The following is a 13,142-nucleotide window of genomic DNA, read 5'->3' as shown; positions in this document are numbered from 1 at the left end:
CCCTCACAGGACGCACTGAGTATATTGGCCTGGAGCCAGTCAACGCAGGAGTTACAGGATGTCCCCACGCAGCGCATCGGTCAATGAAGAGTTGCGCCGACGTTCCCGTGAGCGGTTGCTGCGGGCGACGGTCGAGCTCGTGGATGAGCGCGGGTACGAGGCGACCACACTCGGTGACATCGCGGATCGGGCCGGGTCCGCGCGCGGACTGGTGTCGTACTACTTCCCCGGCAAGCGTCAGCTCCTGCAGTCCGCGGTACACCGGCTGATGCACCAGACCCTGGCGTCCGCCCTGGAGCGCCCGCCGCACACCGATGACGGGGCGGAGCGGCTGGCCCGGGCCATCGACGCGGTGCTGGGGCTCGCCCGTGACCATCCGGTGCTGATGCGGGCCCATATGGCGGGGATTCTGCAGGCTGAGGGGTTCGTCCAGTGCCAGGAGCAGCAGCGGCTCGCGGCGCTGCTGCGGGACACCGTCGTACGCCGTGGCGTGCGGGATGTGGACACCGCGTATCCGTTGCTGCGCGCCCTGCTGATGGGCGCGGTGTTCGCGGTACTGCTGCCGGGGGCGCCGATGCCCGTGGCGACGCTCCGGGCGGAGCTGTTCCAGCGGTTCGGGCTCCGCTGGGAGCTCGGCGTTCCGCCGGGCGATGAGCCGCCCGGCGGAGCGCGCGGAGTGCTGCCGGACCAGTCGGCCCGGTCCGTTCAGCCGCGGAATCGGTTGAAGTAGTCCGGCTGGGTCTGCGCGTTGAGCTCGTGCATCCGGACCCACTTCGCCCGGTTGGTGCGGTGGTCGTCGATCTTCAGGACGTCGAAGCCCTTGGCCATGTCGTTGGAGTAGATGTAGCCGTTGTAGTAGTACGCCGACCACGAGCCGCCTACCTGGAGGGCGTCAGTGCTGAGCGGGCCGCGCTCGAAGTAGCCGATCTCCTTGGGCTTCTTGGAGTTGGTGAAGTCCCAGACGGAGACACCGCCCTGGTACCAGGCCTGGACCATGATGTCCCGGCCCCTGACCGGGATCAGCGAGCCGTTGTGGGCCACGCAGTTCTCGGTGTCCGCCTGGTGCCGCGGGATCTTGAAGTAGCTCTGGAAGACCAGCTTGCGGTGGTCGCCCCTGCCCTTGATGGCGTAGATGCCGTTGGCGCCGCGGTCAGGGCCGATCTCCTCGTTGCAGGTGGCGCCGCCGCCACCACCGAGCTCGTCGGTGAAGACGACCTTGTTGGCCTTCTGGTTGAAGGTCGCGGAGTGCCAGAACGCGAAGTTGACGTTGTCCTGGACCGTGTCGATGACCCGCGGTTTCTCCGGATTCTTGATGTCCATCAGGATGCCGTCGCCCATACAGGCCCCGGCGGCGAGGTCCTTGGACGGCAGTACGGTGATGTCGTGGCAGCCCGAGGTCTGCCTGACGCCCGGGTTGGCGGGTGGGCCGGGGTTGCCGCCGCCGTCTTGGCCCTCACCGGGGAAGAGCACCTCGAAGTCCACCAGCGCGGACTCCTCCGGGGCGTGGCGCGGGACCTTGACGATCGAGATGCCGTCGTGCGGCGGCTGACAGTCAGGGAACGACGCGTGGGGGAAGTACGAGGAGACGTAGACGTAGACGTTCTTCTTGCGCGGCACCAGCGTGTGCGTGTGCGAGCCGCACGCGGTCTCGACGGCGGCCACGTACTTCGGGTTCCGCTTGTCGCTGATGTCGAAGACCTTCATGCCCTCCCACGAGTCCTTCTCGGTCGCGGGCTGCGTCGTGCTGTCGCAGGAGTTGTCGCTGCGCGAGGAGTCGGTGGACAGGAAGAGCAGGTCTCCGGAGACGGAGATGTCGTTCTGCGAGCCGGGGCAGAGCACCTGTGCGACGGTCTTCGGGGCCCTCGGGTTCCTGATGTCGAAGATCCGGAATCCGTCGTAGTTGCCAGCGAAGGCGTACTTACCCTGGAAGGCCAGGTCCGAATTGGTGCCCGGGAGCGCGTCCTTGGGGATGTTCGCGACGTGCTTCATGTTACGGGAGGTCACGACCTCGTCCGGCGCGGGGATATCACCGCGCTTGATCGCTGCCTCGGTTTCGGCGGCCGTGCCTTGCGAGACGCCCTTCGACGCGGGCGCGTCGTCACCGGGGTCTGGGGTCGCGCCCGCCGGGGCCGCCGTGAAGAGCGTGGCGACAAGCCCGGCGGAGGCCACCATGACGCCCAGGCGTCTGCGTCGCGTCCGGGATTCCTTCAACAGGGTCACTGCATCCTCCCTAACGGCCGTTCATGGTTGAACGGTTCAGAGACACCGGCAGTATCGTGCTAGCCATGCACATATCAACAGGGGGCGGACTACTTGTCATGAGGGATTCAGGTCACTGACGATCGGGGGCGCAGTGGGCCTCGCCGTTGACCAACTCGTCTGCCACAGGAGGATGTTGTGCCGTACCGCCGCAGATTCCCGCGCGACCACGCCCTCGCCGTCACGGCCTGCCTGGCCGCGGCGGGACTCTTCCTCATCGGCTGCGAATCCGACGGTGGCGACAAGGCCGCGGAACCGACCGGCCGTTCCGTGATCGCCCCCGGCAAGCCGGGCGAGCCCGCACAGACGCTCTCCCCCCAGGAAGCCGCGCAGAAATCCGATGTCTCCCCACCGAACTCGGCGGACTTCGACTACGTCAGGATGATGATCGAGCACCATCAGCAGGCGCTGGTGATGACCGAACTGGCCCCGAAGCAGGCCGAGTCCACGAAGGTGAAGCGGCTGGCCGCCCGCATCGCCGCCGGTCAGGGCCCGGAGATCGGTACGATGCGGGGCTGGCTGAAGGAGCACGGCGAGCGCCCGATGGGCGGTCAGGGCGACAAGGACGGCAAGGACGGCAAGGGCGGCGACGGCGGCGGTCACGACCACGGGGACGTCCCCATGCGGGGCATGGCGACCGAGGCCCAGCTCAAGGCGCTGCGCGCGGCGAAGGGCGACGCCTTCGACGCACTGTTCCTGAAGCTGATGATCACCCACCATGACGGCGCCGTGGCCATGGCGACAGACGTACTCGGCCAGGGCAACAACATCCGGATCGAGCAGATGGCGAACGACGTCATCGCCCAGCAGACGACCGAGATCGGGCGGATGCGCGGCATGCAGTGAGCGCCGGGGCCGCTGAGCGGCCCCACTCAGGGGTAGGAGACCCACACGGAACCACCGGACCCACCCGGACACGCACTCTGAGCGCACCTCCCCCTCGCGGCGCAGCGGTGCGATGCTGGACATCACCCGCAGGGTTTCAAAGCTTCCCGCGGAAGGAGCCGTACCGTGCTTCAGGTCGCCATCGTCGGATCTGGCCCGAGTGGGGTCTACACCGCCCAGTCGCTCCTCCAGCAGGACCGGGTGCCGGAGGTGCGGATCGACGTGCTCGACCGCCTGCCGTGCCCGTACGGTCTGGTCCGCTACGGCGTCGCACCGGACCACGAGAAGATCAAGTCACTGCAGAACAACCTGCGCACGGTCCTGGCGGATGACCGCGTACGGTTCCTCGGCGGCCTCGACGTGGGGTCGGGCCCCCTCGCCACCGAGCGGCTCCGCGAGCTCTACGACGCCGTCGTGTACTGCGTCGGGGCCGCCACCGACCGCAGGCTCGGCATCCCGGGCGAGGAGCTGGCCGGGAGCTACTCCGCGACCGAGTTCGTCTCCTGGTACAGCGCGCACCCGGACACCTCGGAGAACGGCTTCCTGAGCGGCGCCCGCTCCGCCGTGGTGATCGGCGTGGGCAATGTCGCGGTGGACGTGGCCCGGATACTGGCCCGCGGCGCCGATGAACTCCGCGTGACCGACATGCCGCAGTCCGCGCTCGATGTGCTGGCCCGCAGTCAGGTGCGGGACATCCACATGGTGGGGCGGCGCGGCCCGTCACAGGCGAAGTTCAGCACCAAGGAGCTGCGCGAACTGGGGTCCCTGCCGGACGCCGAGGTGGTGGTGGACCTCGCCGAGCTGGCACTCGACCCGGCCTGGGCCGACCCCGCGTCGCTGCCCGGGGCGAACCGGCGCAATCTGGAGGTGCTCCGGGGCTGGGCCGACCCTGCGCCGCAGGAACCCGGCGCGGCGCGGGGCCCGACTCGCCGGACGGGGCGGACGCGGCGGATTCACCTGCGGTTCTTCCTGCGCCCCGTGGAGATCGTCGGGGCGGCGGGGCGGGTGACCGCCGTGCGCTTCGAGCGCACCGCGCCGGACGACCAGGGCCAGGTGCGCGGCACCGGGCAGTACGAAGACCTCGACGCGCAGCTGGTGCTGCGGTCGGTGGGCTATCGCGGCCTGCCGCTTGAGGGGCTGCCGTTCGACGCGGCACGCGGCACGGTGCCGCACCAGGCGGGACGGGTGCTGCGGGACGGCGTGGTGTCGCCGGGCGAGTACGTAGCGGGGTGGATCAAGCGCGGGCCGACCGGCGTCATCGGCACCAACCGCCCCTGCGCCAAGGAGACGGTGAACTCCCTTCTCGAGGACGCCCCCGGCCTCGTACGGCAGGAGCGGGGCGAAGACCCACTGCGCGTGCTGCGGGCCGCGGGTCTGCGGCCTGTCGAGTGGTCCGGATGGCAGGCGATCGAGCGCGCCGAGGCGGAGCTTGGCGCCGGACAGGGGCGCGGATCAGTGAAGATCCCCGACTGGGACGGACTACTTCAGGCCGCGCGAGGCACCGACGACAGGCCCTAAGACCTGTCCGTCGCGCTGCCCGCCGCGCTGTCGGTCGTACGGTCGCCCGCCGCGGCGAGCACGCTGTCGAGGACGCCGGGGTACAGCACGGCCAGCTCCTCGCGGCGCAGCCCGTTGAGCTTGGCGGTGCCTCGGTACGTCTGCTGGACCACCCCGCTCTCCCGCAGGACCCGGAAGTGGTGGGTCAGCGTGGACTTGGTGACGGGCAGGTCGAACGACGAGCACGGCAGCTCGGCGTCGGCCTCCGCCAGCTCCCGCACGATGCGCAGGCGCATCGGGTCGGACAGCGCGTGCAGCACGCCTTCCAGGCGTATCTCCGCGGGCGTGGGGTGGTCGAGCTGACGGCCGCTGCCGCGCGCGGTGTTCACGGGGGTCGTCATGAGGGCTCCACATCGTCTGGGGTTCCATCGTACGAGACTCATCGTAGTTTGACATCCCCCGTACTACGATGGGTATCGTACGAGCATCAACCGGCCCCGCCGAGACCTGGAGTCCGCTGTGAGCGCACTGTTCGAGCCTGTCACCCTGCGGTCCTTGACCGTCCCCAACCGCGTGTGGATGGCACCGATGTGCCAGTACTCGGCGGAGGTCTTCGGGCCGAACGCGGGCGTGGCGACCGACTGGCACTTCGCGCACTACGCCGCACGCGCCGCCGGTGGTACGGGTCTGATCCTCCAGGAGGCGACCGCGGTCAGCCCCGAAGGCCGGATCAGCCCGGCCGACCTGGGTATCTGGAACGACACCCAGGTGGCGGCGCTGCGACGGATCACCGGGTTCCTGAAGAGCCAGGGCACTGTCCCCGGCATCCAGATAGCGCACGCTGGGCGCAAGGCCTCGACCGACCGCCCGTGGAAGGGCGGCGCCCCGGTCGGCCCCGAGGCGCACGGCTGGCAGCCGCTGGCACCCAGCGCTCTGCCGTTCGACGAGGACCACCCGGTGCCCACCGAGCTGACGACCGACCAGATAGACGGGATCGTGGAGCAGTTCGCCGACGCGACCCGCCGGGCCCTGGACGCCGGGTTCGAGGTCGTCGAGATCCATGGCGCGCACGGCTATCTGATCGGTGAGTTCCTCTCCCCGCACAGCAACCACCGCACCGACGCGTACGGCGGCTCCTTCGCGGGCCGCACCCGCTTCGCCCTGCGCGTCGTGGACGCCGTACGGGCGGTGTGGCCCGAGGACAAGCCGCTGTTCTTCCGGATCTCGGCGACGGACTGGCTGGACGACGCGGGCTGGACGGTGGACGACACCGTCCGCTTCGCGACTCTGCTCAAGGAGCACGGCGTCGACCTGCTGGACGTGTCCACGGGCGGGAACGCCCCCAAGGTCCGTATCCCCACCGGACCCGGCTATCAGGTTCCCTTCGCCGCCCGCGTCAGGAAGGAGAGCGACCTGGCGGTCGCCGCTGTCGGACTGATCACCGAAGCCGCGCAGGCCGAGAAGATCGTCGCCAACGGCGAGGCGGACGCCGTACTGCTGGGCCGCGAACTACTCCGCGACCCCTCGTTCGCCCGCCGCGCCGCCCGCGAGCTCGGCGGCGAGGTCCATGTCCCCGACCCGTACCACCGCTCCGTCTGAGCCGGGCGGCGAGGGACGGAGCGGTGACGGATCGATGACGCACCGGGCGGCCGGTCGCAGCCGGACATGGCCATGACCGGCCGGTCACCAGTCGCCGTCCGTCACTTCCTTTCCCGGCCGCGGGGTGTCCTTGAGCGGCTTGACCTGGCCAGGTGACGGCTCCTGCCACGGCTCGTGGTCGTCACCCAGCCACTCCCCCACCGGTCGCACCCCCTCCAGGGTGTCCGTGGGGGCCAGGTCCTCGCCGTCCTGGTCGTAGTAGTCGAACCACGGCAGTCCGGCCCGGGTGTAGGCGGCGCGGTCCACGGGGGACGGCGGGGGTGCCTCGCCGGTGATACGCCGCCAGTCCGGCGGTGTGACCAGATGGACGAACACCCGCCCGGCGGGTTCGGCCGCCCAGTCCGACGCGGGCCGGTCGTCGCGGTACACCTCCTGCCGCATCGAGCCGCCCGCGCCAAGACCCATCGCCGCAGGCGCCTGAGACCGGGGTGCACCGGGGCGCCCCCGGGGTGCCGCGGCGCCCGGTGCCGGTGGCGGTCCCGCCGAGGCCGCCAGCGCGACGCCCGTACCGAACGCGTCACCGTAGGCGCCGGGAGGCGCGGCCGTACGCTCGGCGGCGCGCCTCCGCTCCTCGCGCCACCGGTCGCGGGCCTCATCGGTCAGCGGGAAGGCCTGCAACTGCAGTCCGCCCCAGGTCTCCTCGCCGGTGACCTGCCCCTCGACCGTGGCGCCCAGCCCCAACGGCACCGCGACGAACTGCCGCACCGTGCCCTTGCCGGAGTTGATGCCGTCCAGCCACGGCTGGCGCGGCAGCACCAGGTAGTTCTGCGGCTCGCGGCGCAGTCGGCTGCTCCAGGGCTTACCAGACACCGCGCACACCTTGCCCACGCCCACCTGGAGGGCGGCGGGCTCCGATGTGCCGAGGAAGCTCAGCCACATCGCCTCCCGCAAGTACACGGGGAGCATCACCCCGCCGCGCTCCCGCCAGGGGCCCGGCACCGTGTCCGGATAGTCCTCGACCCTGCGCAGCGGGAAGTTCCCGAGCCCCGGCGGCAGAGCGTGCGTCCCTCGCTCCGGCAGCCGCAGGGTCCGTACGAACTGCACGCGCACCCCGCCCGGCAGCACCAGGCTGTCCCCATCGATCCGTACGCTGTCGTTGATCACTGGCCCGCTCCCTGCTCGTGGCGTCCGCCAGGACATGCTGGTGACATCCCCCTACGGGACTACAACGCCCCGCCCGCACCGTCCGGTTCCACCGGCCGGATCAGCTCTGGGCGGCGGACGCGAGGCGGTGCAGCCCCTGGATGGCCAGCGGGTAGCCCTCGGTACCGAAGCCGACGACGATCCCGGCAGCGGCCGGGGACAGGTAGGAGTGGTGCCGGAACGGCTCGCGCGCGTGGACGTTGGAAATATGCACCTCGATGACGCGCAGGCCGGAGCCCTTGATCGCGTCATGCAGCGCGATGGAGGTATGGGTGTACGCCCCCGCGTTCAGGACCGCGCCGATCAGGTGACCCGCGGCCTGGTCGGCGCCCGCCTGGTGAATCCAGTCGAGCAGTTCCCCCTCGTGGTTGGACTGCCGGCAGTCCGCGGTCAGCCCCAGTCCCGCCGCCGTCTCGTGACACAGCGCCTCGACGTCCTTCAGGGTCTGCGCCCCGTAGATGCCGGGCTCGCGGGTGCCCAGGAGGTTGAGATTGGGGCCGTTGAGGATCAGTACGGATGCCATGGTCACAGCCTACGGCGACGGAGCGCGTCGGCCGCGGCGGTTAGCGTCGAGCTATGAGCCGCAGCCGCACGCCCCAGCCGACGCGTCCCGCCACCGAGCCGAGCCTGCCCGAGACGGTCGCGGCGGGGCCGGTCGTACTCGACGGCGGGATGTCCAACCAGCTGGAGTCCGCGGGACATGACCTGAGCGACGCCCTGTGGTCGGCGCGCCTGCTCAGCGACCAGCCCGAGGCGATCACGGCGGCCCACCGCGCCTACTTCGAGGCGGGCGCCAGCGTCGCGATCACTGCGAGCTATCAGGCGACGTACGAGGGCTTCGCCCAGCGCGGCATCGACGCCGGGCACGCCACCGAACTGCTCGGCCTGAGCGTCCGGCTGGCCCGCGAGGCGGCCCGGCAGGCGCGCGCCCGGGGCGTGCGGCGGCCGCTCTGGGTCGCGGCGTCGGCCGGTCCCTACGGGGCGATGCTCGCCGACGGGTCGGAGTACCGCGGGCGGTACGGGCTGAGCGTGGACGCGCTGGAGCGGTTCCACCGGCCGCGCCTTGAGGCGCTCGCCGCGGCGAGTCCCGACGCCCTGGCGCTGGAGACGGTCCCCGATGTCGTCGAAGCCCGAGCACTGCTGCGGGCGGTGCGCGGCCTGGGCGTTCCGGTGTGGCTGTCGTACAGCGTGGCCGGGGGCCGGACGCGGGCCGGGCAGCCGCTGGACGAGGCGTTCGGGCTGGCCGCGGAGAGCGAGGAAGTGTTCGCGGTCGGGGTGAACTGCTGTACGCCTGACGACGCGGACGCCGCGGTGGCGCTCGCCGCGCACAGAACCGGAAAGCCGGTCGTGGTGTACCCCAACAGCGGGGAGACATGGGACGCGACCGCTCGCGCCTGGCGCGGTCGGCCGACGTTCGCGGAGCAGCGGGTCGAGGGGTGGGTACGGGACGGGGCCCGGCTGGTCGGCGGGTGCTGCCGGGTGGGGCCGGACACCATCGCGCGGCTGGCGGAACAGATCCTGCCTTAGCCTGTCTTTGCTGGAAAACCGCAGGTCCGAGAGGCTTTCACGGCGATTGTCAGTGGTGGGGTGCAGACTGAGTCGTGTCGTGGACAGCGAGGTCGACTGACATCTCGGAGGTGGTCGGCATGACCGACGTACTACTGACCGTGGGCACCCGCAAGGGACTCTTCCTGGGGCGGCGGCGGGGAGGCGGATCCTGGGAGCTCGAAGGACCGCACTTCAACGCGCAGGCCATTTACTCGATCGCGATCGACACCCGGAATTCGGCACCCCGGCTGCTGGTCGGCGGGGACAGCGCGCACTGGGGTCCGTCCGTGTTCCACTCCGACGACCTGGGGGCGAGTTGGAAGGAGCCGGCCAAGGCCGCGGTCAAGTTTCCCCCGGACACGAACGCCTCACTAGAGCGGGTGTGGCAGCTCCACCCATCGGCGGCCGAGCCCGATGTGGTGTACGCGGGCACCGAGCCCGCCGCGCTGTACCGCTCCGAGGACCGGGGCGAGAGCTTCGAGCTGGTGCGCCCGCTGTGGGAGCATCCGACCCGTTCCCGCTGGGAGCCGGGCGGCGGCGGGGAGGGCCTGCACACCATCCTCACCGACGCGCGTGACCCCGCCGCGGTGACGGTGGCCGTCTCCACGGCCGGGGTGTTCCGCACGCTGGACGGCGGAGCGAGCTGGGCTCCGTCCAACTCCGGTGTCTCGGCGGTCTTCCTGCCCGACCCGCACCCCGAGTTCGGTCAGTGCGTACACAAGGTCACGCGTGACGCGGTCGACCCGGACCGCCTCTATCTGCAGAACCACTGGGGTGTCTACCGCAGCGACGACGCGGGCGCGCGCTGGACCGACATCGGCCAGGGGCTCCCCTCCGACTTCGGCTTCGCCGCGGCCGCCCATCCGCACCGTGCGGACACCGCCTACGTCTTCCCCATCAACGCGGACGCGGACCGGGTCCCCGCGGGGCGGCGCTGCCGGGTGTACCGCACAGCGGACGCGGGCAAGAGCTGGGAGCCGCTCTCCACGGGCCTGCCCGACGGCGACCACTACGGCACCGTGCTGCGCGACGCCCTGTGCACCGACGACGCGGACCCGGCGGGCGTCTACTTCGGCAACCGCAACGGCGAGCTGTACGCCAGCGCGGACGACGGCGACAGCTGGCAGCAGCTCGCCTCCCATCTGCCGGATGTGCTGTGCGTACGGGCGGCGGTGCTGGCCTGAAGTGGCTTGGACAGGCGCTTAGGGCAGCTGCCAGTTCACCGGCTGGGCTCCCTGGCTGACCAGGAGCTCATTGGCGCGGCTGAAGGGCCGCGAGCCGAAGAAACCGCGGTCTGCCGACATCGGGGAGGGATGGGCCGACTCGATCGCCGGCAAGTCACCCAGAAGAGGCCTCAGGTTGCGGGCGTCCCGTCCCCACAGCACCGACACCAGCGGCTTGCCCCGGGTGGCCAGAGCGCGGATGGCCTGCTCGGTCACTTCCTCCCAGCCCTTGCCTCGGTGTGCGGCGGGCTTGCGAGGCGCCGTGGTCAGGGCCCTGTTCAGCAGGAGCACGCCCTGCTGGGTCCAGGGCGTCAAGTCGCCGTTGGAGGGGCGTGGGTGGCCCAGGTCGGTGTGCATCTCCCGGAAGATGTTCTCCAGGCTCCCCGGCAGGGACCGCACCTCAGGCGCGACCGCAAAGCTGAGCCCGATGGCCATTCCCGGGGTGGGGTAGGGGTCCTGACCCACGATCAGGACGCGTACCTCGTCAAAAGGTTGCTGGAAGGCGCGCAGAACGTGCGCCCCGGCAGGAAGGTAGGTGCGTCCAGCCGCGATCTCCGCACGCAGGAAGTCGCCCATCGCGGCGACCCGCCCCGCCACCGGGCCCAACGCCTGGGCCCAGCCGGGCTCTACAAGTTCATTCAACGGTCGTGCTGCCACGGCACATCACCCTACCGGCCCAGGAACCCGCTCCGACAATCATGCGGACCTGGGAGCCTGTCGGTAGGCTGCCCGCCGTCGTCACACCTCCGCTTTCCGTTCCTCTCCCTGGAGCCGCTCCATGAGGTCGCGCAGGCACACGCCCGAGGGCGACGGTGGACCGTCCTGCGTGCTGGGGGTGGATTCGGGGGGCTCGGGGCTGCGGGTCGCGCTGGGTGTCACCGGGGGCGGGTTGCGGCAGGTGGAGCCGGTCATGTCGCGTGAGCCGGTGCGCACGGGTTCCGGTGGCATCGACGCGGATCATCTGCTGGAGCAGCTGACGCCGATGGCCGCCGGGCTGATCGAAAGTGCCGGGGGCGGCGGAGGCACGGTGGTTGAGGCCGTCGTCATCGGAGCCGCGGGGATGGCCACGCTCGGCGGGGAGCTGCGCGCCAAACTGCCGTCGGCGCTGACGGCCACGCTTGGCGTACGTCGCCTCGCGCTGGCCGCCGACGCCGTGACCGCGTACGCGGGGGCGCTCGGGCAGCGCCCCGGCGCGGTCGTCGCCGCGGGCACCGGCATGGTCGCGCTGGGGACCGATCTCACCCGGTGGCGGCGAGCCGACGGCTGGGGTCATCTGCTCGGCGACTGCGGCAGCGGTGCCTGGATCGGCCGGGCGGGACTCGAGGCGGCGCTGCGGGCATACGACGGGCGGCGCGGGGGTTCGCGGGCGCTGCTGGCCCGCGCCCGCGAGACGTTCGGTCCGGTGTCCGAGCTGCCCGGGCAGCTCTACCCGCGCGGCGACCGGCCCGCCGTACTGGCCTCCTTCGCGCCCAGCGTCGCCGAGTGCGCGGCACACGACCGGGTCGCCGCCGGGATTCTGGCCGCCGCCGCCCGGCACATCGCCGAGGCGGCAGCGGCCGTATGTCCCGCCCCCGCTCCCGTCCTCGCTCCGGATCCCGCTCCGGATCCCGCTCCGGACGGCAGCGACGAGCCCCCTGAAGTGGCCTTCACCGGAGGCCTGTTCCGCCTGGGCGAACCCCTGCTCGTACCCCTGCGCGCCGAGCTCGCCGAGCAACTGCCGCACGCCCGGCTGGTGCCCGCCGCGGGCGATCCGCTGGATGGAGCCGTACGCATCGCGCTCGACCTCGCGGGCGGCGGAACGGCGCTGCCGCCCGATCCACACCTCTTGTACATCCCAAAGGAAACCGACAGTTGACCCTTACAACACACAACGGAAATTTCCGGACGGAAACCTCGCACCTGGACCCTCCCCAAACGGGGGAACCCACGAAGCCAGTAGCATGCGGCGCCATGAGCTCCCCCACTGGGCCCGCTTCCGGCCTGCCTGTACGAATGCCGCGACCCCGACAGCCCGGTCGGCACCGCCGTCCGGAACCCGCGGTGGCTCCCGAGGGAGCACCCGCTCTCGTCCTCGCCGTGCCGGGCGTACCCAGCACGGCCACCCGGAGTCTCGCCGAGGAGGTCGTGAGCATCGCCCGCTCCGAGCTGCCCGGCATGAACGCCAGGATCGGCTACCTCGACGGTGACGACGAGGAGTTTCCCAGTCTGCGGTCGGTGCTCGCGCAGACCGCCGAGCAGCGCACCGCCCGCTACGAGCTGGCCCTTGCCGCTGGCCGCGAGGTGGCCGAGCCCGAGGGCCCGGCCGCGGTCGTGGTGCCGCTGCTGGCCGGTCCGGACGCCGCCCTGATGGGCCAGATCCGGCAGGCCGTGGTGGACAGTGGCGCCCCCGCCGAGCTGACCGATGTCCTGGGCCCGCACCCGCTGCTCGCCGAGGCGCTGCACGTACGGCTGTCCGAGGCCGGTCTGGCCCGCGCCGACCGCGCCAGGCTGTTCACCGTCGCGACGGCGGCCGATGGCATCATCCTCGCCACGGTCGGTGGCGAGGAGGCCGTACAGGCGGCCGGGATCTCCGGCATGCTGCTGGCCGCGCGCCTCGCGGTGCCGGTGATGGCCGCCGCCCTCGACCAGGAGGGAGCGGTCGCGGCGACCGCGGAGCAGCTGCGCGGCTCGGGCTCGACCCAGCTCGCACTCGCGCCGCATGTGATCGGCCCTGAGGTCGACGAAGGCCTGCTCGAAGTGGCCGCGAAGGACGCGGGCTGCGCCTCCGCCGAGGCCCTGGGCGCCTACCCGGCGATCGGCAGGCTGGCGCTGTCGCAGTACATGACGGCGCTGGGCATCGCCCCGCAGCCGACGGGCGCGCCCGCCCAGTAGCGAGAACAACGAGACCAAAGAGACCCATCGGTCCCTGGCGACGGACAGCGGCGCGGG

Annotated in this window: 13 protein-coding genes; 8 read left to right on the top strand and 5 right to left on the bottom strand. The window is 71.4% G+C overall.

The window, feature by feature from the left end; genetic code table 11:
• Positions 1-58: 58 nt before the first annotated feature.
• Entirely contained in the window at positions 59-730 is a 672-nt protein-coding gene (locus GCN81_RS12215) for a TetR/AcrR family transcriptional regulator (RefSeq protein ID WP_156724572.1), read from the top strand.
• Here the strand turns inward: GCN81_RS12215 and GCN81_RS12210 are convergent.
• Positions 706-2,220, bottom strand: coding sequence for an LVIVD repeat-containing protein (locus GCN81_RS12210; RefSeq protein ID WP_156724571.1), 1,515 nt, complete (start codon positions 2,218-2,220; stop codon positions 706-708). The genes GCN81_RS12215 and GCN81_RS12210 overlap by 25 nt on opposite strands.
• A 177-nt stretch (positions 2,221-2,397) precedes the next feature.
• Here GCN81_RS12210 and GCN81_RS12205 point away from each other — a divergent pair, with 177 nt between their 5' ends.
• Entirely contained in the window at positions 2,398-3,105 is a 708-nt protein-coding gene (locus GCN81_RS12205; protein WP_156724570.1) for a DUF305 domain-containing protein, read from the top strand.
• Between the two features lie 165 nt (positions 3,106-3,270).
• On the top strand, positions 3,271-4,662 hold the full coding sequence (locus GCN81_RS12200) for an FAD-dependent oxidoreductase (RefSeq protein ID WP_156724569.1): 1,392 nt from the start codon (positions 3,271-3,273) through the stop codon (positions 4,660-4,662).
• On the opposite strand, the gene GCN81_RS12195 is transcribed toward GCN81_RS12200, so the two are convergent.
• Positions 4,659-5,042 (bottom strand): ArsR/SmtB family transcription factor, encoded by a 384-nt coding sequence (locus tag GCN81_RS12195; protein WP_156724568.1) that lies wholly within the window; start codon positions 5,040-5,042, stop codon positions 4,659-4,661. The two genes, GCN81_RS12200 and GCN81_RS12195, sit on opposite strands and share 4 nt — an antisense overlap.
• Before the next feature lie 118 nt (positions 5,043-5,160).
• Here GCN81_RS12195 and GCN81_RS12190 point away from each other — a divergent pair, with 118 nt between their 5' ends.
• Positions 5,161-6,240: an NADH:flavin oxidoreductase/NADH oxidase gene (locus GCN81_RS12190; protein ID WP_156724567.1), complete on the top strand. Its 1,080-nt coding sequence runs from the start codon at positions 5,161-5,163 to the stop codon at positions 6,238-6,240.
• Between the two features lie 84 nt (positions 6,241-6,324).
• Here GCN81_RS12190 and GCN81_RS12185 read toward each other — a convergent pair whose 3' ends face one another.
• Together GCN81_RS12185 and aroQ are read right to left on the bottom strand one after the other, a co-directional pair.
• A complete protein-coding gene (locus GCN81_RS12185) occupies positions 6,325-7,404 on the bottom strand; it encodes a hypothetical protein (RefSeq protein ID WP_156724566.1) in 1,080 nt (359 codons plus the stop codon).
• 100 nt (positions 7,405-7,504) lie between these two features.
• The gene (gene aroQ / locus GCN81_RS12180; RefSeq protein ID WP_156724565.1) at positions 7,505-7,966 is read right to left on the bottom strand and encodes a type II 3-dehydroquinate dehydratase; all 462 of its coding nucleotides are present in this window, start codon (positions 7,964-7,966) and stop codon (positions 7,505-7,507) included.
• A 53-nt stretch (positions 7,967-8,019) separates the two neighbouring features.
• On the opposite strand from aroQ, the gene mmuM reads away from it, so the two are divergent.
• Both mmuM and GCN81_RS12170 read left to right on the top strand, forming a co-directional pair.
• On the top strand, positions 8,020-8,970 hold the full coding sequence (gene mmuM, locus GCN81_RS12175; protein ID WP_156724564.1) for a homocysteine S-methyltransferase: 951 nt from the start codon (positions 8,020-8,022) through the stop codon (positions 8,968-8,970).
• A gap of 119 nt (positions 8,971-9,089) precedes the next feature.
• Entirely contained in the window at positions 9,090-10,175 is a 1,086-nt protein-coding gene (locus GCN81_RS12170) for a WD40/YVTN/BNR-like repeat-containing protein (protein WP_231626660.1), read from the top strand.
• Between the two features lie 18 nt (positions 10,176-10,193).
• Here GCN81_RS12170 and GCN81_RS12165 read toward each other — a convergent pair whose 3' ends face one another.
• The gene (locus tag GCN81_RS12165; RefSeq protein ID WP_156724562.1) at positions 10,194-10,871 is read right to left on the bottom strand and encodes a uracil-DNA glycosylase; all 678 of its coding nucleotides are present in this window, start codon (positions 10,869-10,871) and stop codon (positions 10,194-10,196) included.
• Positions 10,872-10,992: 121 nt separating this feature from the next.
• Here GCN81_RS12165 and GCN81_RS12160 point away from each other — a divergent pair, with 121 nt between their 5' ends.
• Together GCN81_RS12160 and GCN81_RS12155 are read left to right on the top strand one after the other, a co-directional pair.
• On the top strand, positions 10,993-12,069 hold the full coding sequence (locus GCN81_RS12160) for an N-acetylglucosamine kinase (RefSeq protein WP_156724561.1): 1,077 nt from the start codon (positions 10,993-10,995) through the stop codon (positions 12,067-12,069).
• A 95-nt stretch (positions 12,070-12,164) separates the two neighbouring features.
• Positions 12,165-13,085 carry a hypothetical protein gene (locus tag GCN81_RS12155; RefSeq protein ID WP_156724560.1) on the top strand — a complete coding sequence of 307 codons (921 nt, stop codon included), beginning with the start codon at positions 12,165-12,167 and terminating at the stop codon, positions 13,083-13,085.
• Positions 13,086-13,142 lie beyond the last annotated feature (57 nt).

It is taken from the genome of Streptomyces apocyni (assembly GCF_009739465.1).
Classification (GTDB): Bacteria; Actinomycetota; Actinomycetes; order Streptomycetales; family Streptomycetaceae; genus Streptomyces; species Streptomyces apocyni.
The sequence above is the reverse complement of the archived record's forward strand: the minus strand, read 5'-3'. Positions and strand labels throughout refer to the sequence as shown.

What these genes read in the sequence shown, in the direction of transcription:
- GCN81_RS12215 (WP_156724572.1), top strand. Translation starts at nt 59, where the DNA reads ATGTCCCCACGCAGCGCATCGGTCAATGAAGAGTTGCGCCGACGTTCC.
- GCN81_RS12195 (WP_156724568.1), bottom strand. Translation starts at nt 5,042, where the DNA reads ATGACGACCCCCGTGAACACCGCGCGCGGCAGCGGCCGTCAGCTCGAC.
- aroQ (WP_156724565.1), bottom strand. Translation starts at nt 7,966, where the DNA reads ATGGCATCCGTACTGATCCTCAACGGCCCCAATCTCAACCTCCTGGGC.
- mmuM (WP_156724564.1), top strand. Translation starts at nt 8,020, where the DNA reads ATGAGCCGCAGCCGCACGCCCCAGCCGACGCGTCCCGCCACCGAGCCG.
- GCN81_RS12170 (WP_231626660.1), top strand. Translation starts at nt 9,090, where the DNA reads ATGACCGACGTACTACTGACCGTGGGCACCCGCAAGGGACTCTTCCTG.
- GCN81_RS12160 (WP_156724561.1), top strand. Translation starts at nt 10,993, where the DNA reads ATGAGGTCGCGCAGGCACACGCCCGAGGGCGACGGTGGACCGTCCTGC.
- GCN81_RS12155 (WP_156724560.1), top strand. Translation starts at nt 12,165, where the DNA reads ATGAGCTCCCCCACTGGGCCCGCTTCCGGCCTGCCTGTACGAATGCCG.